The sequence below is a fragment of the Pseudomonas sp. NPDC088885 genome (genome assembly GCF_044750025.1).
GTDB lineage: Bacteria > Pseudomonadota > Gammaproteobacteria > Pseudomonadales > Pseudomonadaceae > Aquipseudomonas > Aquipseudomonas rustica.
The window spans coordinates 1-17,961 of record NZ_JBIVJB010000094.1; the positions used below are offsets into that span (position 1 = coordinate 1).

Consider the following 17,961-nt stretch of genomic DNA (forward strand, 5'->3'; position numbering starts at 1 on the left):
TTAAAGACGGTGCCTGCGTACGTCTGCGCCAGGGCCGCATGGAAGATTCCACAGTGTTCTCCGATGACCCGGTGAGCATGGCTGCCAAGTGGGTGGAGGGCGGTTGCCGCCGTCTGCATCTGGTCGATCTGAACGGCGCGTTTGAAGGCCAGCCGGTCAACGGCGAAGTGGTTACCGCGATCGCCAAGCGTTACCCGACTCTGCCGATCCAGATCGGCGGCGGCATCCGTTCGCTGGAAACCATCGAGCACTACGTCAAGGCTGGCGTCAGCTACGTGATCATTGGCACCAAAGCCGTGAAAGATCCGGCGTTCGTCGCTGAAGCGTGCCGCGCGTTCCCGGGCAAGATCATTGTCGGTCTGGACGCCAAAGACGGCTTCGTCGCCACCGATGGCTGGGCGGAAATAAGCACCGTGCAGGTCATCGATCTGGCCAAGCAATTTGAAGCCGACGGCGTCTCCTCGATCGTTTATACCGACATCGCCAAAGACGGCATGATGCAGGGCTGCAACGTGCCGTTTACCGCTGCGCTGGCTGCCGCTACCAAGATCCCGGTGATCGCGTCCGGCGGCATCCACAATCTCGGTGACATCAAGTCGCTGCTCGACGCCAAGGCGCCGGGCATCATCGGCGCCATCACGGGTCGCGCGATTTATGAGGGCACGCTGGATGTGGCAGAAGCCCAGGCTTTCTGCGATAGCTACGCGACCAGCTCCAAGCTGTAAGCTGCGAGCTGCAAGTTAGAAGCGCGACCGCGTCCGCTCTTTCTTGCAGCTTGAAGCTTGAAGCTTGCAACTCTTAATCGGAGATTAAGTATGGCTCTGGCCAAACGCATCATCCCTTGCCTGGACGTGGATAACGGCCGGGTCGTCAAAGGTGTGAAATTCGAGAACATCCGCGACGCCGGTGACCCGGTGGAAATCGCCCGTCGCTATGACGAGCAGGGTGCCGACGAGATTACCTTTCTCGACATCACCGCCAGCGTCGATGGTCGCGACACCACGCTGCATACCGTCGAGCGCATGGCCAGCCAGGTGTTCATCCCGCTGACCGTCGGCGGTGGTGTGCGTACCGTGCAGGACATTCGTAATCTGCTGAATGCCGGTGCGGACAAGGTGTCGATCAACACCGCTGCCGTGTTCAATCCGGAATTCGTTGGCGAAGCCGCGCAGCATTTCGGCTCGCAGTGCATCGTCGTCGCCATCGACGCCAAGAAGGTTTCCGGCCCGGGTGAAACCCCGCGCTGGGAAATCTTCACCCACGGCGGGCGCAAGCCAACCGGCCTCGACGCGGTCGAGTGGGCGAAGAAAATGGAAGGCCTCGGTGCCGGCGAAATCCTGCTGACCAGCATGGATCAGGACGGCATGAAAAACGGTTTCGATCTCGGCGTGACCCGCGCGATCAGCGACGCGCTGGGGATTCCGGTGATTGCTTCCGGCGGTGTCGGCAACTTGCAGCACTTGGCTGACGGCATTCTCGAAGGCCACGCCAGCGCTGTGTTGGCGGCGAGTATTTTCCACTTCGGCGAATACACCGTGCAGGAAGCCAAGGCCTACATGGCTAAACGCGGCATCACGATGCGTTAAGCGTCAAAATCGATACAGGCCAGTGGACACCATGGCGCACCCAAGGCACTCTTGGGCACGCCATGGATTTCGGTAGCCCAACATGATCAAACGCCTGCTTCTAGTTCTCGCCAGCGCCTCTCTGTTGCTCATCAACACGGCTCGCGCCGAAACCAGTCCCGACACCGATCTGGTGCTCCTTACCGAAAACTTCCCGCCGTACAACATGGCGAAGAACGGCAAAAATTTCGCCCAAGGCGAAAACATCAACGGCATCGCCACCGACATCGTTCGGGAAATGTTCCAGCGTGCCGGCGTTACTTACAGCCTGACCCTGCGCTTTCCTTGGGAGCGCGTCTACAAACTCGCCCTGGAAAATCCTGGTTACGGCGCCTTCGTGATGGCGCGCCTGCCGGATCGCGAAAAACTCTTCAAATGGGTCGGCCCGATCGGCCCGGATGACTGGATCCTGTTGGCCAAGGCCGACAGCAAGATCACCCTCGAAACCCTTGAGGACGCGCGCAAATACAAGATTGGCGCGTACAAGGGCGATGCGATTGCCGAGACACTGACCAAGCAAGGCTTGAAGCCGGTGGTGGTGTTACGCGATCAGGACAACGCCAAGAAGCTGGTCAACGGGCAGATTGATTTGTGGGCGACGGGTGATCCGGCGGGGCGCTATCTGGCGCGACAGGATGGGGTGACGGGGCTGAAGACGGTGCTGCGCTTCAACAGCGCTGAGCTGTATCTGGCGCTGAATAAAGATGTGCCGGAAGAAACCGTGAAGAAGCTGCAGGCCGCGCTGGACCAGATGCGCAAGGATGGTGTGGTGGATGACATCATGGGGAAATATCTCTAATCCCAGCGTCACCGCGATTCAATTGTGGGAGCGGGCTTGCTCGCGAAGGCGTCGTGTCAGGCAACTCAGATGTTGACTGAAGCACCGCATTCGCGAGCAAGCCCGCTCCCACATTTTGTTTTAGGGCGTTGCGGATTCAGCGGTAAACGCCATCTTTGCCGTGTGCTGCAGTCGCCTTGTTACTGCGCACACTGATCATCTGCCGGATATCAATCCACTCAATCCCCTGAGCCTTCAGCTTCGGCAATTCGCGCTCCAGCACCGCCAGCGTCTGCGGATACGGATGCCCGATCATCACCGCCGAACCCTGCTTGTGCGCCAGGCTGATCGCCGTCTGCAACTGCGTGGAAATCGCCGCCTCAGTTCGCTCATCATCAAGAAACACATCTCGCGAAACACTGGCCAGATCGATCTTCTGCGCCTGCTGCGCAGCAACGGTCTGCGCACTGGTGCGGCTGTCGACGAAGAACTTGTGCCGTCGCTGCAACTCGGCCATCAACCACGCCATCGCCACCGGTTGCGCAGTCATGCGGCTGCCCATGTGGTTATTGATGCCAGCGGTGTACGGCACCATTTTGAAGGCGGCGTTCAGGCGTTTTTCCAGTTCTTCGATAGGCAGATCGGGGTGCCAGGCGTAAGGCCCGGTGGCCGGATCCATTGGCATGTGCAGGATGACGATTTTGCCGGCGCGATGGGCCTCGCGGGCAAATTCGGTAGCGTGCGGGGTGTCGGGCATGATCGCCGTGGTCACCGGGCCGGGCAGGGCCAGCACGCGGCGATCCCGGGGCAGGTTTTGCCCCAGGTCATCGATGATCAGACTCAGGTAGGCCTTGTGAGGCTTTGCGCTGACGGGCTCTGCGTGAGCAGCACCCGCCAGACAGCACAACAGAACGAAGACGAAACGCAAAGACATCCTCAACGGCCGGACGTAATGCTCAGCCCTTTGAGCAGGCTCAGGGCCTGGGCCAATTGGTAGTCATCATCCTGCGGCATGGCTTTAGGCTTGGCGCCCGAGCCGGTCGGTTTGTCGGCGCCGCCGTTGCCGTTACCCAAGTGACCTTGCAGGTCGGCTTCTTTGAAGTAATCGCCGTCCGCCTCGTTGGTGATCTTCGCTTTGCGCACTTCGATGTCCGGGACGATGCCCTGCGCCTGAATCGAGCGGCCGTTCGGCGTGAAGTACAGCGCGGTGGTGATTTTCAGTGCACGGTCGTTGTTCAGCGGCAGCACGGTTTGTACCGAGCCCTTGCCGAAACTGGTGGTGCCCATGACCACGGCGCGTTTCTGATCCTGCAAGGCGCCGGCGACGATTTCCGAGGCCGAGGCGCTGCCACCGTTGATCAACACCACCATTGGCACCGCTTCGCTTTCGTCTTTGCCGGTGGCGGAGAAGCGCAGTTCGGAGTTGGCGATGCGGCCCTTGGTGTAAACGATCAGGCCTTTGGTGATGAAATGGTCGACCACTTCCACCGCTGCCTGCAACACGCCGCCCGGGTTGTTACGCAGGTCGAGAATGATGCCGTTGAGCTTCTTGCCGTTGTCCTTGCGCAGCTTGGCCAGAGCCTTGGAGACCTCTTCGCCGGTCTTGACCTGGAACTGGGTGATGCGGATGTACGCATAGCCGGTTTCCAGCAGCTGCGCCTTGACGCTCTTCACCTGAATCACTGCACGGGCCAGGGTCACGTCGAACGGCGTGCCGCCATCGCGAACCAGGGTCAGGGTGATTTTCTGGCCGATCTTGCCGCGCATCTTGTCGACGGCTTCGGTCATGGTCTGGCCGCGAGTCGGCTGGCCGTTGATCTTGACGATGAAGTCACCGGCCTGAATACCGGCCTTCGATGCCGGGGTGTCGTCGATCGGCGAGACGACTTTGATGAAGCCATCTTCAGCGCCGACTTCGATACCCAGCCCGCCGAACTCTCCGCTGGTGCTTTCCTGCAGTTCGGTAAAGTCCTCTGGGCCGAGGTAGGCCGAGTGCGGATCAAGGTTGCTGAGCATGCCCTTGATCGCGTTTTCCAGCAGGGTTTTGTCGTCCACCGGCTCGACGTAAGCGGCTTTGATCCGATCCATGACCTCGGCAAAGGTGCGCAACTCTTCCAGCGGCAACGGCGCCTTGGAGGTCGCGGCTGTGCCTGCCGGAGCGACGGCCGGAGCCGGTTGAGCGGCGAACGCCAGAGGCGCGCCGATCACCAGGGCGATCGTCAGGGCCAGCGAGGTAAGACGGGACAAATGCAGCATGTCGAACGAACTCCTAATGTAGGTGACTCAACGCCTATCCTTGCGCGCGGCACCATTGCGCCGGATCACTCGGGTGACCCTGCTGACGAATTGCGAAATACAGCGCTGATGTGTCCTGACCGCCACTGTTACCGACAGTGGAAATCGACTCACCAGCTTTGACCACATCACCTGCTGACTTGAGCAGCGTCTGGTTGTGACCGTAAAGACTCAAAAAACCGTTGCCGTGATCAAGGATCACCAGCAGCCCGGCGCCCCGCAACCAGTCGGCGAACACCACGCGACCGCCGTGCACGGCATGCACCTGGCTGCCGGCGGTGGCGCTGATCATCACGCCATCCCACTTGGTACGGGCGTCGTCGCCACGGCTTTCACCGAAGCGCGCCAGCAGTCGACCATCAACCGGCCAAGGAAGTTTTCCCCGGGTTGCAGCAAAAGCGCCACCGAAGGTCTCGCCGCTGCTGGAAACCAGCGCGCCGGGCGTCGATTTGGCGGGTTTTCGTGGGGCGTCGGTGTTTTCCGCCTGCGCCTCACGCAAGCGCTTTTTTTCCGCTTCCTGCTGGGCGATCAGCGCTTTCTGCCGCGCTTCTTCTGCCTCACGGGCCTGACGGGCCAGGGTTTCTTCAATGGTTTTAAGGACTTTAGACAGGTCTGCCTGATCCTGCTCGCGTGCGGCGAGTTTCTGATCGCGAGCCTTTACGTCGTCATTGAGCTTGGCGAGCACCTGCTGACGTTCCTTGCGGACTTTTTCCAGTTCGTCGCGCTGGGTGTCGAGGCTGCTTTTCTGCACCAGCAATTGCGCCTGCTGCGCGGCGATGTCCTGTTCGACATTGGCCAGTTGGCGCAGGGTTTCGTTGAAGTTCTTCAACTGCTCCAGGCGGGCCTGGCTCAGGTAATCGTAATAGGTGAGGGTGCGGGCGAATTTCTCGGGATTCTGCTGGTTGAGCAGCAGCTTGAGGTATTCCTGACGACCGTTCTGATAAGCCGCACGGGCCTGAATGGCGATCAGTCGTTGCTGTTCAGTGCGCGCGCTCTGGAGTTTTTTTTTCTCTGCATCGAGTCGCTGCAGCTCGGATTCGCTTTTCTGCAGTTCTTTCTGCAGCGCATCGACCTGCTTCTGCAGCTTGCCCAGCTCGGTTTCCGTGCCCTTGAGCTCTTTCTGCACGCCGGATTTTTCTTCCTGAACTTTGCCCAGCAGCTTTTTCAGCTCGGCAATGTCCTGACGCGTGGCGTCCAACTGCTGTTGGGTTTGCGCGCGCTCGTCAGCGAAGGCCGGTTGGAGCAGGCATGTCAGAGCAAGGGCGATCAGGACGCGAAGCATAGGGGCGGGCGGCACCAGGGTAAGGGACGGCCTAGTATGCCCGCCCGAGGCTGCAAAAAAAACGCCCAATTGGGGCTGTGTGATAACTGGAGCAGATTCGGTATTGAAAATAGCGCAAAACCAATGTGGGAGCGGGCTTGCTCGCGAATGCGGTGGGTCGGGCAACATTGAAGTCGACTGATCTACCGCATTCGCGAGCAAGCCCGCTCCCACAGGGTTTTGTGGTGTTTGATCGGGCGGGTTAGACCAGGATGGAAGTGCCGGTCATCTCCGCCGGTTTTTCCAGACCCAGCAGCTTAAGCATGGTTGGCGCCACATCCGCCAGCACGCCGCCTTCACGCACTTTCAGATCACGCTTGCCGACATAAATGAACGGCACCGGCTCGGTGGTGTGCGCGGTGTGCGCCTGGTGGGTTTCTTCATCGGCCATTTTTTCAACGTTGCCGTGGTCAGCTGTGATCAGTGCTTCACCGCCAACCTTTTCCAGTGCTTCAACGATGCGACCGACGCAAGTATCCAGGCATTCAACCGCTTTCACCGCCGCGTCGAACACACCGCTGTGGCCGACCATGTCGCCGTTGGCGTAGTTGACCACGATCACATCGAAACGCTGGTTTTCGATGGCCTCGACGATACGGTCGGTGACCTCCGGCGCGCTCATTTCCGGCTGCAAGTCGTAAGTAGCGACTTTCGGCGACGGGATCAGAATGCGCTCTTCGCCCGGGAACGGCTCTTCACGACCACCGGAAAAGAAGAAGGTCACGTGCGCGTATTTCTCGGTTTCAGCGATACGCAGCTGGGTTTTGCCATTCTTCGCCAAGTAATCGCCCAGCACGTTTTCCAGGCTGCCCGCGGCGAATGCCGACGGTGCCGGGATGCTTGCCGCGTATTGGGTCAGCATGACGAAACCGGCCAGTTTTGGCTGGCGTGCGCGCTCGAAGTCCTTGAAATCGTCTTCGACGAATACGCGGGTCAGCTCGCGTGCGCGGTCGGCGCGGAAGTTCATGAACACCACAGCATCGCCGTCTTCAACTTTCACCGGCTCACCGATGGTCGTGGCTTTGACGAATTCGTCGCTCTCGCCGCGAGCGTAAGCCGCGTCGAGACCTTCCTGCGCGGTGGCGGCGTTGAATTCGCTGTTGCCGTCGACGATCAGGTTGTAGGCCTGAGCGACGCGATCCCAGCGGTTGTCACGATCCATTGCGAAGTAACGGCCGATAATGCTGGCGATGCGGCCCTTGCCCAGTGCCTGGAAGGTTGCATCGAGCAATTCGATCGACGAGGCAGCGCTTTTCGGCGGCGTATCGCGGCCATCAAGGAAAGCGTGCAGGTAGATTTTTTCAGCGCCGCGCTTGAAGGCCAGTTCGGCCATGGCGATCAGGTGATCCTGGTGGCTGTGCACGCCGCCATCGGAGAGCAAACCCATGAAATGCACGGCTTTACCGGCGGCCACGGCTTTATCCACAGCGGCGCAGATGGTCGGGTTCTCGAAGAATTCGCCGTCGCGGATCGACTTGGTCACGCGGGTGAAGTCCTGATACACCACGCGGCCGGCGCCGAGGTTCATGTGGCCGACTTCGGAGTTGCCCATCTGGCCGTCCGGCAGACCGACGTCCATGCCGCTGCCCGAGATCAAGCCGTTCGGCACGGTGGCCCACAGGCGATCAAGGACGGGCTTCTTCGCCGCAAAAACGGCGTTGGATTCGGGGCTTTCGCTGTGACCGAAGCCGTCGAGAATCATCAGGACCAAAGGTTTAGGCGTGGTAGTCATGGAATCCACTCGTGGCTAATAAAGAAGAGGGCGATGGAAAAGGGAGTTGGAGTTTAAAGCTAAGTTCCGACCGCGTCACCGCCGGACGGGGTTTGGCCGACCATAGTGGCTGTGTATACTGGCCGACATTTTAACGCCCTGGAACCTCCTTCGATGGTTGCTCACCTGATTGAATTTGCCACTAACCACTACATTCTTGTCGGTATCTTCGTCGTACTGCTGGCTCTGCTGCTGGCGCACACGATGCAGGGCGGCGGTAAAAGCCTGAGCACCGGCGAACTGACTGCGCTGGTCAATAAAGACGCAGGCGTGGTGGTGGACATCCGTCCGGCCAAGGATTTCGCTGCCGGCCACATCGTTGGCGCGATCAACATTCCCCAGGACAAACTGGCTGCGCGCACCGCCGAGCTGGAAAAGCACAAGGCCAAGACCATCATTCTGGTCGACGCCCTGGGCCAGACCGCCGGCACTCACGCCCGCGAACTGATGAAATCCGGCTTTACCGCCGCCAAGCTGTCCGGCGGGATCTCCAGCTGGAAAGGCGACAACCTGCCGCTGGTGAAATAAATGAGCGAAGTCATCGTCTACTCCAGCGACTACTGCCCTTATTGCTCCCGAGCCAAGTATTTGCTCGAGAACAAAGGCGTGGCCTTCAAAGAGATCAAGGTCGATGGCAAGCCGCAGGTGCGCGCCGAAATGGCCCAGAAAGCGGGGCGCACGTCCGTGCCGCAGATCTGGATCGGCAGCAAGCACATCGGCGGTTGTGATGATTTATTTGCCCTGGAGCGCGCCGGCAAACTCGACGCGCTGCTCAAGGCCTGAACGGCTGCACCCACGTACAGCACTCCCTAAAAGACCCAAGATCAGAAAGGATCTGAGATGACTGACCAACAGAACACTGCAGCCAGCGAAGAAGAAACCGCACCGCAATTCTCCTTGCAGCGCATCTATGTACGCGACCTGTCCTTCGAAGCCCCGAAAAGCCCGGCGATCTTCCGCCAGCAGTGGGATCCGGCGGTCGGTCTGGATCTGAATACTCGTCAGAAAGCGCTGGAAGGTGATTTCTACGAAGTCGTGCTGACCCTGTCCGTCACCGTGAAAAACGGTGAAGAAGTTGCTTTCATCGCTGAAGTGCAACAGGCCGGTATCTTCCTGATCAAGAACCTCGACGCGGCTTCGATGAGCCACACCCTGGGTGCGTTCTGCCCGAACATCCTGTTCCCGTACGCCCGCGAAACCCTGGACAGCCTGGTGACCCGTGGTTCGTTCCCGGCCCTGATGCTGGCTCCGGTGAACTTCGACGCCCTGTACGCGCAAGAACTGCAGCGCATGCAGGAAAGCGGCGAGACGCCAACCGTTCAGTAAACGGTCTGGGCTACAAAGAAAAAAGCGCCGCAACAGGCGCTTTTTTCTTGGCTGATCGTTCCTACGCTCCGCGTGGGAATGCCTCTGGGGACGCTCCGCGTCCAGTGACGCGGAGCGTCACGGGCTGCATTCCCACGCAGAGCGTGGGAACGATCAGGTGTAGTGTTATTTAAAGTCGTTCTGGCGCCAGGCTTCGTACACGGCGACCGCCACGGTGTTGGACAGGTTCAGGCTACGGCAGCCTTCACGCATCGGCAGACGCAGGCGCTGATCCGGTCCAAGGGCGTCGAGCACTTCCGGCGGCAAGCCACGACTTTCCGGACCGAAGATGAACGCATCACCCGGGACAAACGCCGCATCATGAAACGGCCGCGAGCCCTTGGTGGTGAACGCATACACCCGAGGGTTGCCGATGCTCTCCAGGCAACTGGCGAGGTCGGCATGGCGTTGCAGCGTGGCATATTCGTGGTAGTCGAGACCGGCACGGCGCAAGCGCTTGTCGTCCATCTCGAAGCCCAGCGGTTCGATCAAATGCAGGTGGCAGCCGCTGTTGGCGCACAGCCTGATAACGTTGCCGGTATTCGGCGGAATTTCTGGTTGAAAAAGGATGACGTGAAACATGCACGGCTCCGAAGGTAAAGATGACGCGCATTCTACGCCGCAAGCAGACCGGCGTTCGAAACTATTCCCGCGAGTGATCGGTTCGCTGGCGATTGTCGGCATGATGATCGGCTTGATGATCGGCCGTCTGACCACGCCGGATCCCAGTGTGCTGCAGCAAGTCGAAGTGACTGACGGCGGTTTGGTGGTGTGGTTCAACAATGAGCCGAAGCTGCACGGTGAGATCATTGATGGCACCGTGGCGCTGCTGTTTCAGGCCGAGGGCCGGGCGCAGAAAGGTCAGCTCAAGCTCAACGGCAAAGACGTGAACTGGCGGACGAGAGCGAGTGATGGGGGGTTGTTGCTGACGGTGCTGGCGGCGCGGCCGCTGCAAGGAGACTGGGCCGGCAGCAAGGTCGATGGCCGCTGGCGGCTGGAGATCCATCTCCGCGAGTAATAAAAGCGGGAATCCCTGACCTGCCTGTATCAGGGTTCCCAAAACGGGGTGGACTTCGCGTGACGCGTCGGTCCGGTGTAAAGAGGGAACCCCCGGCCTGCCTGTACCAAGGATCCCAAAAGGGTGGGCGCATCGCGTGGCGATCTGCGCCCGGTGTAAAGAGGGGAATCCCCGGCCTGCCTGTACCAAGGTCCCCGAAACGGGTGGTGAAACGAATCACCTGTAAGAGGTATTGCAGGGCGCGTGCCAGGTTTTAATTTGTTGAAACAAAAAAGCTGAGCAGAAACACGAAAGCCCCGGAATTCGGGGCTTTCGTGTTTTTGGATGGTGAGTTTTCTGGTGTTTTCCGACGCGATTGTGGTGATACGGCTGTGCGCGATCACAGGTCATCGTGCATCCATGCGGTGCACGGTGGCCCTAAAAGCTTCGCGAGCAGGCTCGCTCCCACAGTTGGAATGCAATCCCCTGTGGGAGCGAGCCTGCTCGCGAATGGGTGTGACTGTCAGCGAAAATTCAAAGGCTGATCAGCCCTCATCCCCCTCATCCTCATCCGCCCCATCAACCTTCATCCCCAATTCCTTGATCTTGCGTGTCAGGGTATTACGCCCCCAACCCAGCAACACCGCCGCATCACGGCGACGTCCGGCCGTGTGCTTCAGCGCCGTCTCGATCATGATTCGCTCAAACGCCGGCACCGCGCTGTCGAGCAAACTCGACTGGCCGCGCGCCAAGGCTTGGTCGGCCCACTGGCGCAGCGCCTGCTCCCAATTGGTCACCGGCGCCGAGTCCTGCGGCAGGTTCAGCAGTTCTGGCGGCAGGTCGCTGATGTGCACTTCGCGCCCGGACGCCATCACCGTGATCCAGCGGCAGGTGTTCTCCAGCTGACGCACGTTGCCGCCCCACGGCAGGTTTTTCAGGTATTCCTCGGTCTCGCTTTTCAGCAGCTTCGGCTCGACCGCCAGTTCTTGCGCGGCGCGGCTGAGGAAGTGCTTGGCCAGGGTCGGGATGTCTTCACGACGATCCGAGAGGCGCGGGATGTGGATGCGGATCACGTTGAGGCGATGGAACAAGTCCTCACGGAATTTGCCGGCGTGCACCAGGGTTTCCAGATTCTGGTGCGTCGCGGCGATGATGCGCACATCGACCTTGACCGGCACATGCCCGCCGACGCGATAGAACTCGCCGTCGGCCAGAACCCGCAGCAAACGGGTTTGCGTATCCGCCGGCATGTCGCCGATTTCATCGAGGAACAGCGTGCCGCCGTCAGCCTGTTCAAAGCGGCCGCGACGCAAATTCGCCGCGCCGGTGAAGGCGCCTTTCTCATGGCCGAACAGCTCGGACTCCATCAGATCCTTGGGAATCGCCGCCATGTTCAGCGCGATAAACGGCGAGGCCGCGCGCGGGCTGTGGCGGTGCAGGGCGTGGGCGACCAGCTCTTTGCCGGTGCCGGATTCGCCGTTGATCAGCACGGTGATGTTGGAGTGGCTCAAGCGCCCGATGGCGCGAAACACTTCCTGCATCGCCGGCGCTTCGCCGATGATTTCCGGAGTGCGGGTCAGTGCTGGTACGACTTCCAGGCCTTGCTGCTCTTGCGCGTGTTGGTTGGCACGTTTGACCAGCGACACCGCTTCATCAACGTCGAACGGCTTCGGCAGGTACTCGAACGCGCCGCCCTGATACGAGGCGACAGCGCTGTCCAGATCGGAGTGAGCGGTCATGATGATGACCGGCAACCGTGGGTGCTGCTCGCGAATCCGCGCCAACAGATCCAGACCGCTGGCACCCGGCATACGGATGTCGGAAATGATCACGTCAGGCTGCTGACGGGCCAGCCGACTCATCACGCCATCGGCGCTGTCGAAGCTCTGGGTGGTCATGCCTTCCTGCTGCAAGGCCTTTTCCAGAACCCAACGGATAGAACGGTCGTCATCGACGATCCACACGGTTTCACTACGGCTCATGTCGATGTGGCTCCTTGTTCCAGTGGCAGAAAGATCGAGAAGGTGGTGTGGCCTGGATGGCTGTCACACTCGATCAGGCCCTGGTGCTGGCTGATGATGTTCTGGGTAATGGCCAGGCCGAGCCCGGTACCGTCCGGGCGCCCGCTGACCATGGGAAAGAAAATGGTTTCTTGAAGTTCCGCGGGGATCCCCGGGCCGTTGTCGATGATCTCGATCTTGGTCACCAGACGATGGCGGACGTGGCCGATGGTGAACTGGCGCATGGCGCGTGTGCGCAGGCTGATGCGGCCCAGACGCAGCTCGTTCTGGCTGCTGATCGCCTGCATCGCATTGCGCACGATATTCAACACCGCCTGAATCATTTGTTCGCGGTCGATCAGCACGTCGGGAATGCTGGGGTCGTAATCGCGCACCAAGGTGATGCAGCCCTGGCTTTCCGCTTCGACCAGATGGCAAACGCGTTCCAGCACTTCGTGAATGTTGCACATCGCCAGCGACGGCAACTTGTTCGAGCCGAGCATGCGGTCGACCAGATTGCGCAGGCGATCGGCCTCTTCAATGATCACGTTGGTGTAATCGCGCAGGCTTTCTTCCGGCAGTTCGCGGGCGAGCAACTGCGCAGCGCCACGGATGCCGCCCAGCGGATTCTTGATTTCGTGGGCGAGGCCGCGTACCAGCATTTTGCTGGTTTCCTGTTTGGAAATTTGCGCTTCTTCCTTGGTGATCCGCAGCAAGCGATCACGCGGATGCACTTCCAGCAGGAGCATGGTCGCGCCGTTACTGAGGATCGGCGTCACCGCGTAATCCACGGTCAGCGTCTGGCCGGTGAGGGCGGTGAGCATCGCTTCGCGCTTGGTAAACGGGTGCGCCTGCTCTACCGCTTGGCGCAACGAATTCAGCGCTTCGGTGGATTCTGTGAACAGCTCGCTGATGAATTGCCCATGGCTACGCTGCCCGCTGATGGCGAGCAGCATCTCCGCCGCCGGGTTCATGTACTCGAGGCGCAATTCGGCGTCGAGCAGGATGGTGGCGGTGGTCAGGTTGTCGAGCAGCAAACGGTGGATTGCGTCGCTAATGGTCATCGGAGCCTCTTTTGGGGGCGGAGCGTGCGCAACAAGCAAGCGTCGGTATCGGCAAAATGCAAAAAACAAACCAAGGCTCTGAAAAGAAGCGCTTAACCCCTGAAACAGGCGTTTGACGCTCGTTTACGTGGCACTGGGCCAGCTCTCGCGGGTAGTTTCGAACCAAAATGGGTTGGAATGTGAGTACGGTGCAGGCTATTGCACCAATATAGTGCGCAAAGCTGAACGGCGTTAGAAGAAACGCAGGAAGGGGTTTTTCGGCTCGGGCGGTTTGTCTTTCAAAGGGCATTCCGGGCGTACGCCGTAGTCGTCGGCGACGCAGGGTTTGACCTGGCGCTTCTGCGCGAGGGAAATGCGCAACATGTGGAACGGCTGGTTGGCGGTGCGCTCGACAGTGCGGCCCTCCAAGTCGAGGATTTCAACCGAGAGATTGTGGCTGCCGCGATCAATGTTGTTCAACGGGAAAACCGGGCTCAGGCCGGGTTCGCCGGTGGCCTGGCCGTCCAGTAATAGGCGATAGCGGTGACCACGTTGCAGGCCGGGTTCGCTGGTGACGCTGACGATGATTTCGCCGGCGCTGCTGCGAATCGTCGCATCGGGTTCGGGCACCAGAATGCGCAGCATGTCGTAGTGGAAGGGTGGTTGTTCCGGGGATTTTTTTGCGGTGGTGATCGGTGCGGCAGCGGTTGGATTGGCGGACATGCGATTGCTGGTCGCGATCGGTACGCGCTTGGCGTTGCTGCGCGGTTGATCGGTGTAGACGCGGTTACCTTGCGAATCAATATAAGTGAACACCTCGGCTGAGGCCTGCAGTGTCACCAGCGCCATCGCGACGATCAGCCATGCGCGGATCATGGCGTGTGCACCCGCTGTACGCTGAGGGCGACTGGCGGGCTCTGTTGAATGATCGTCTGACCGTCGATGACTTGCACGGCGAGACGATGCTCGCCGCGATCGACGTTGACCAATTGCAGGATCGGCACATTGCTTGGCTGGCCGTAGGGTTCGTCATCGAGTACCAGCCTTAATTGATGCGGCGGTTGCAGCCGCGGCTTGATCAGCACATTGACGGTGAAGGTGCCGTTGTTCGCGCGCAGGGCTTCTTCGGTGGGCAGCCCGGCGAGTTCGAGGATGTCGTAGGCCTTGCGCTGAGGTTCACGGTTGTCGCTGACGGGCGCAGGGGGTGCGCTCGGCGCTTGCGGCTCGACGCGATTGAGCGGCGGCAACTCCACGGGCTGCGCCTGTACGCCGTCCGGCGAGTGATCGCTGTAGACCGTGTTGCCGTTGGCATCGGTGTACTTGTAGATCTGCGCGGCGGCGGGCAGGGCGATCAACAATAGAATGTATAGAAAGGTGCGACCCATGAAATCGACCGGGATTGAAAGCGATGGGGTGCAGCATAGGTCAGGGTGGGCGAGAGGCCCAAGCTGTTAACAATTGGAATTGAAAAGCAAAGTCAAAAGATCGCAGCCTTCGGCAGCTCCTACAGGGATCGATGTAGGAGCTGCCGAAGGCTGCGATCTTTTGATCTGCAATAAAAAAGGCCTCCCGAAGGAGGCCTCTTTTACTCACGCCACGGAACGCGGCGCTACCGGATCAGCAGCTGTAGTACAGCTCATATTCCAGTGGGTGTACGAAGGTGCGAACCTTGATTTCTTCTTCCGATTTCAGCGCGATGTAAGCGTCGATGAAGTCGTCGGAGAATACGCCGCCCTTGGTCAGGAACGCGCGGCCCTTGTCCAGCTCTTCCAGGGCTTCTTTCAGGCTGCCGCAAACTTGTGGGATCTCTTTCGCCTCTTCAGGCGGCAGGTCGTACAGGTTTTTGTCAGCAGCGTCGCCAGGGTGGATCTTGTTCTGGATACCGTCCAGGCCGGCCATCAGCAGAGCTGCGAAGGCCAGGTACGGGTTGGCAGCCGGATCCGGGAAGCGGGCTTCGATACGGCGGGCTTTCGGGCTCGACACGTAAGGAATACGGATCGAAGCGGAACGGTTGCGAGCCGAGTAGGCCAGCATGACCGGAGCTTCGAAGCCTGGTACCAGACGCTTGTACGAGTTGGTCGCCGGGTTGGTGAAGCCGTTCAGGGCCTTACCGTGTTTGATGATGCCGCCGATGAAGTACAGAGCGGTATCGGACAGGCCGGCATAGCCTTCACCTGCGAAGGTGTTTTTGCCGTCTTTCCAGATCGACATGTGTACGTGCATGCCCGAACCGTTGTCGCCGTACAGTGGCTTCGGCATGAAGGTCGCGGTGCGGCCGTAAGCGTCAGCAACGTTGTGTACAACGTACTTCAGGGTTTGGGTTTCGTCGGCTTTCTTCACCAGGGTGTTGAACTTGACGCCGATTTCGTTCTGGCCGGCAGTCGCCACTTCGTGGTGGTGAACTTCAACGGTCAGGCCCATTTCTTCCAGTGCGTTGCACATGGAGGTACGGATTTCGTGGTCGTGGTCGAACGGTGGAACCGGGAAGTAGCCGCCTTTGACGCCTGGACGGTGACCCTTGTTGCCGCCTTCGATGTCCTGGTCGGACATCCACGAACCTTGCTCGGAGTAGATCTTGAACATCGAGCCGGAAATGTCCGACTTGAATTTCACCGAGTCAAAGATGAAGAATTCTGGCTCTGGACCGGCGAATACGGTGTCACCGATACCGGTGGCTTTCAGGTGTTCTTCGGCGCGCTTGGCGATCGCACGTGGGTCGCGGTCGTAGCCTTGCATGCTCGAAGGTTCGATGATGTCGCACACCAGGATCAGGGTGGCGTCTTCGGTGAACGGGTCGAGAACGGCAGTTTCGTCAACCGGCATCAGGATCATGTCGGAGGCTTCGATGCCTTTCCAGCCAGCGATGGAGGAGCCGTCGAACATTTTGCCGACTTCGAAGAAGTCGTCGTCCAAAGCATCGCGAGCCGGCATGGTCACGTGGTGCTGAGTACCTTTGGTGTCCGTGAAGCGCAGATCAATCCACTTGACGTCATGATCTTTGATGAGTTGAACCGTCTTCGACATATGTCCTCCGGGTGGCTTCGGGCTTGGTAGTGGATGCCCTTAAATGTGGGTGATGCCGGCGCGAATACTCTGCCAAGGCAACCTGCCTCACAAGGGAGCAAATTGCATGCCAGTGCCCCAGCATGGGTTTTTTGCCCCAAATTCACGCTTATTAAGGTGCAAAGCGTCTTAATGCTGCAAATCTCGCCCCCTAATGTAGCGTCCCCAATCGAAAATGACCCGTTTTGGTGCAGACAAAACCTTCTGCACATTAACTGGTTAAACCTTGAGCAATTTCCGCTATAATCCGCGCCCCCCTTTTTCGGCTGGCCGTTCGCGCGCTGTTTTCATGAAACTAATCGTAAAAGTCTTCCCCGAGATCACCATCAAAAGCCGACCTGTCCGGACGAAATTCATCCGCCAGTTGGCCAAGAACATCCGCACCGTGCTCCGCGACCTGGACCCGGCCGTGGTGGTGAACGGTGTGTGGGACAATCTCGAGCTGGAAACCCGCATTACCGACGCCAAAGCCTTGAAAGAGATGGGTGAGCGCCTGACCTGCATGCCGGGCATCGCGCACTTTCTGCAGATCGACGAGTACCCGCTGGGCGACTTCGACGACATCACCGAGAAGTGCAAAGAGCACTACGGCGCTGCGCTGGCCGGGAAGATCTTTTCGGTGCGTTGCAAGCGTGCCGGCAAGCACGCCTTCAGCTCGATGGACGTGGAAAAATACGTCGGCAGCAAGCTGCGTCGTGAGTGCGGCGCTGCCGGGATCGACCTGAAATCGCCGGAAATCGAAGTCCGTATCGAAGTTCGCGACAAACGGTTGTTTGTGATTCACAGCCAGCACAACGGCATCGGCGGTTACCCGCTCGGCGCCCTTGAGCAGACACTGGTATTGATGTCCGGCGGCTTTGACTCGACCGTTGCGGCCTACCAGATCATTCGTCGCGGCCTGATGACCCACTTCTGTTTCTTCAATCTGGGCGGTCGTGCCCATGAATTGGGCGTTATGGAAGTCGCGCATTTCATCTGGAAGAAGTACGGCAGCTCGCAACGCGTGCTATTTGTCAGTGTTCCGTTCGAAGAAGTTCTCGGCGAAATTCTCGGCAAAGTCGATAACAGTCATATGGGCGTCGTATTGAAGCGTATGATGTTGCGCGCGGCGTCCAACATCGCTGACCGCCTGCAGATCGAAGCGCTGGTTACCGGCGAAGCGATCTCCCAGGTGTCGAGCCAGACGTTGCCGAACCTGTCGGTGATCGACTGCGTGACCGACAAGCTTGTCCTGCGCCCGCTGATCGTGGCGCACAAGCAGGACATCATCGACACGGCCAATGAAATCGGCACCGCCGATTTCGCCCGGCACATGCCGGAATACTGCGGGGTCATTTCGGTCAACCCGAAGACCGCCGCCAAACGCGGTCGCGTTGAGCACGAAGAGAAAGAATTCGACATGGCGGTGCTCGAGCGTGCGCTCGAAAACGCCAAACTGGTGCCAATCGATCGCGTGATCGACGAATTGGGCCAGGACGTACAGATTGAAGAAGTCAGCGAAGCACTGGCCGGCCAGATCGTGATCGACATCCGTCACCCGGATGCCGCCGAGGATGAGCCGCTGGAACTCGCTGGCGTAGAAGTACAGACGATGCCGTTCTACGCAGTGAACGCTCGTTTCAAGGAGCTGGATCCGACTCGCCAGTACCTGCTGTATTGCGACAAAGGCGTGATGAGTCGCCTGCATGCTCACCATTTGCTCA

Annotated in this window: 18 protein-coding genes; 8 read left to right on the top strand and 10 right to left on the bottom strand. The window is 59.5% G+C overall.

What is annotated here, in order from left to right:
- The 3 genes from hisA to ACIP1X_RS23990 form a co-directional block, all read left to right on the top strand.
- Positions 1-725 (top strand): 1-(5-phosphoribosyl)-5-[(5-phosphoribosylamino)methylideneamino]imidazole-4-carboxamide isomerase (gene hisA / locus ACIP1X_RS23980; RefSeq protein ID WP_400755452.1); only part of this gene is annotated, 725 nt, incomplete at its 5' end.
- A gap of 90 nt (positions 726-815) precedes the next feature.
- Positions 816-1,586 carry an imidazole glycerol phosphate synthase subunit HisF gene (hisF, locus tag ACIP1X_RS23985; RefSeq protein ID WP_053116590.1) on the top strand — a complete coding sequence of 257 codons (771 nt, stop codon included), beginning with the start codon at positions 816-818 and terminating at the stop codon, positions 1,584-1,586.
- 82 nt (positions 1,587-1,668) lie between these two features.
- Positions 1,669-2,424, top strand: coding sequence for an ABC transporter substrate-binding protein (locus tag ACIP1X_RS23990; protein WP_212549955.1), 756 nt, complete (start codon positions 1,669-1,671; stop codon positions 2,422-2,424).
- Between the two features lie 136 nt (positions 2,425-2,560).
- Here the strand turns inward: ACIP1X_RS23990 and ACIP1X_RS23995 are convergent, their stop codons facing one another.
- From ACIP1X_RS23995 to gpmI, 4 genes are all read right to left on the bottom strand, one after another.
- On the bottom strand, positions 2,561-3,337 hold the full coding sequence (locus ACIP1X_RS23995) for a divergent polysaccharide deacetylase family protein (RefSeq protein ID WP_400755453.1): 777 nt from the start codon (positions 3,335-3,337) through the stop codon (positions 2,561-2,563).
- Positions 3,338-3,339: 2 nt separating this feature from the next.
- Positions 3,340-4,659 (bottom strand): S41 family peptidase, encoded by a 1,320-nt coding sequence (locus ACIP1X_RS24000; RefSeq protein ID WP_053116593.1) that lies wholly within the window; start codon positions 4,657-4,659, stop codon positions 3,340-3,342.
- A gap of 34 nt (positions 4,660-4,693) precedes the next feature.
- On the bottom strand, positions 4,694-5,980 hold the full coding sequence (locus ACIP1X_RS24005) for a murein hydrolase activator EnvC family protein (protein WP_400755455.1): 1,287 nt from the start codon (positions 5,978-5,980) through the stop codon (positions 4,694-4,696).
- Between the two features lie 241 nt (positions 5,981-6,221).
- The gene (gene gpmI, locus ACIP1X_RS24010) at positions 6,222-7,751 is read right to left on the bottom strand and encodes a 2,3-bisphosphoglycerate-independent phosphoglycerate mutase (protein ID WP_053116595.1); all 1,530 of its coding nucleotides are present in this window, start codon (positions 7,749-7,751) and stop codon (positions 6,222-6,224) included.
- A gap of 153 nt (positions 7,752-7,904) precedes the next feature.
- Here gpmI and ACIP1X_RS24015 point away from each other — a divergent pair, with 153 nt between their 5' ends.
- From ACIP1X_RS24015 to secB, 3 genes are read left to right on the top strand one after another with little or no spacing between them, the layout of a single operon-like run.
- Positions 7,905-8,318, top strand: a complete 414-nt coding sequence (locus ACIP1X_RS24015; RefSeq protein WP_008080560.1) for a rhodanese-like domain-containing protein — start codon at positions 7,905-7,907, stop codon at positions 8,316-8,318.
- Entirely contained in the window at positions 8,319-8,573 is a 255-nt protein-coding gene (gene grxC, locus ACIP1X_RS24020) for a glutaredoxin 3 (protein ID WP_007909231.1), read from the top strand.
- A 57-nt stretch (positions 8,574-8,630) separates the two neighbouring features.
- A complete protein-coding gene (gene secB, locus ACIP1X_RS24025) occupies positions 8,631-9,116 on the top strand; it encodes a protein-export chaperone SecB (protein WP_016772114.1) in 486 nt (161 codons plus the stop codon).
- Positions 9,117-9,281: 165 nt separating this feature from the next.
- Here the strand turns inward: secB and ACIP1X_RS24030 are convergent, their stop codons facing one another.
- Positions 9,282-9,737: a tRNA (cytidine(34)-2'-O)-methyltransferase gene (locus ACIP1X_RS24030; protein ID WP_053116597.1), complete on the bottom strand. Its 456-nt coding sequence runs from the start codon at positions 9,735-9,737 to the stop codon at positions 9,282-9,284.
- Between ACIP1X_RS24030 and ACIP1X_RS24035 the strand changes: the two genes are divergently transcribed.
- A complete protein-coding gene (locus ACIP1X_RS24035; protein WP_400755456.1) occupies positions 9,736-10,173 on the top strand; it encodes a hypothetical protein in 438 nt (145 codons plus the stop codon). The two genes, ACIP1X_RS24030 and ACIP1X_RS24035, sit on opposite strands and share 2 nt — an antisense overlap.
- A gap of 524 nt (positions 10,174-10,697) precedes the next feature.
- Here the strand turns inward: ACIP1X_RS24035 and ntrC are convergent.
- From ntrC to glnA, 5 genes are all read right to left on the bottom strand, one after another.
- Positions 10,698-12,134, bottom strand: coding sequence for a nitrogen regulation protein NR(I) (gene ntrC / locus ACIP1X_RS24040; protein WP_053116599.1), 1,437 nt, complete (start codon positions 12,132-12,134; stop codon positions 10,698-10,700).
- The gene (glnL, locus tag ACIP1X_RS24045) at positions 12,131-13,216 is read right to left on the bottom strand and encodes a nitrogen regulation protein NR(II) (protein WP_053116600.1); all 1,086 of its coding nucleotides are present in this window, start codon (positions 13,214-13,216) and stop codon (positions 12,131-12,133) included. Before glnL ends, ntrC begins: the two co-directional genes overlap by 4 nt.
- A gap of 231 nt (positions 13,217-13,447) precedes the next feature.
- On the bottom strand, positions 13,448-14,071 hold the full coding sequence (locus ACIP1X_RS24050; RefSeq protein ID WP_282358463.1) for a DUF4124 domain-containing protein: 624 nt from the start codon (positions 14,069-14,071) through the stop codon (positions 13,448-13,450).
- Positions 14,068-14,580 carry a DUF4124 domain-containing protein gene (locus tag ACIP1X_RS24055; RefSeq protein ID WP_400755458.1) on the bottom strand — a complete coding sequence of 171 codons (513 nt, stop codon included), beginning with the start codon at positions 14,578-14,580 and terminating at the stop codon, positions 14,068-14,070. The genes ACIP1X_RS24050 and ACIP1X_RS24055 overlap by 4 nt, the downstream gene beginning before the upstream one ends.
- A gap of 232 nt (positions 14,581-14,812) precedes the next feature.
- A complete protein-coding gene (gene glnA / locus ACIP1X_RS24060; RefSeq protein WP_008080570.1) occupies positions 14,813-16,219 on the bottom strand; it encodes a type I glutamate--ammonia ligase in 1,407 nt (468 codons plus the stop codon).
- Between the two features lie 328 nt (positions 16,220-16,547).
- Between glnA and thiI the strand changes: the two genes are divergently transcribed.
- Positions 16,548-17,961: tRNA uracil 4-sulfurtransferase ThiI (gene thiI / locus ACIP1X_RS24065; protein ID WP_400755460.1), on the top strand; the 1,414-nt coding region annotated here is incomplete at its 3' end.

Bases quoted from the DNA above. Each gene is read 5' to 3' on its own strand.
- ACIP1X_RS23990 (WP_212549955.1), top strand. From the start codon at position 1,669: ATGATCAAACGCCTGCTTCTAGTTCTCGCCAGCGCCTCTCTGTTGCTC.
- hisF (WP_053116590.1), top strand. From the start codon at position 816: ATGGCTCTGGCCAAACGCATCATCCCTTGCCTGGACGTGGATAACGGC.
- grxC (WP_007909231.1), top strand. From the start codon at position 8,319: ATGAGCGAAGTCATCGTCTACTCCAGCGACTACTGCCCTTATTGCTCC.
- ACIP1X_RS24000 (WP_053116593.1), bottom strand. From the start codon at position 4,659: ATGCTGCATTTGTCCCGTCTTACCTCGCTGGCCCTGACGATCGCCCTG.
- ACIP1X_RS24035 (WP_400755456.1), top strand. From the start codon at position 9,736: ATGCACGGCTCCGAAGGTAAAGATGACGCGCATTCTACGCCGCAAGCA.
- secB (WP_016772114.1), top strand. From the start codon at position 8,631: ATGACTGACCAACAGAACACTGCAGCCAGCGAAGAAGAAACCGCACCG.
- glnL (WP_053116600.1), bottom strand. From the start codon at position 13,216: ATGACCATTAGCGACGCAATCCACCGTTTGCTGCTCGACAACCTGACC.
- glnA (WP_008080570.1), bottom strand. From the start codon at position 16,219: ATGTCGAAGACGGTTCAACTCATCAAAGATCATGACGTCAAGTGGATT.
- ACIP1X_RS24015 (WP_008080560.1), top strand. From the start codon at position 7,905: ATGGTTGCTCACCTGATTGAATTTGCCACTAACCACTACATTCTTGTC.
- gpmI (WP_053116595.1), bottom strand. From the start codon at position 7,751: ATGACTACCACGCCTAAACCTTTGGTCCTGATGATTCTCGACGGCTTC.
- ntrC (WP_053116599.1), bottom strand. From the start codon at position 12,134: ATGAGCCGTAGTGAAACCGTGTGGATCGTCGATGACGACCGTTCTATC.
- ACIP1X_RS24030 (WP_053116597.1), bottom strand. From the start codon at position 9,737: ATGTTTCACGTCATCCTTTTTCAACCAGAAATTCCGCCGAATACCGGC.
- ACIP1X_RS23995 (WP_400755453.1), bottom strand. From the start codon at position 3,337: ATGTCTTTGCGTTTCGTCTTCGTTCTGTTGTGCTGTCTGGCGGGTGCT.
- ACIP1X_RS24005 (WP_400755455.1), bottom strand. From the start codon at position 5,980: ATGCTTCGCGTCCTGATCGCCCTTGCTCTGACATGCCTGCTCCAACCG.
- ACIP1X_RS24050 (WP_282358463.1), bottom strand. From the start codon at position 14,071: ATGATCCGCGCATGGCTGATCGTCGCGATGGCGCTGGTGACACTGCAG.
- ACIP1X_RS24055 (WP_400755458.1), bottom strand. From the start codon at position 14,580: ATGGGTCGCACCTTTCTATACATTCTATTGTTGATCGCCCTGCCCGCC.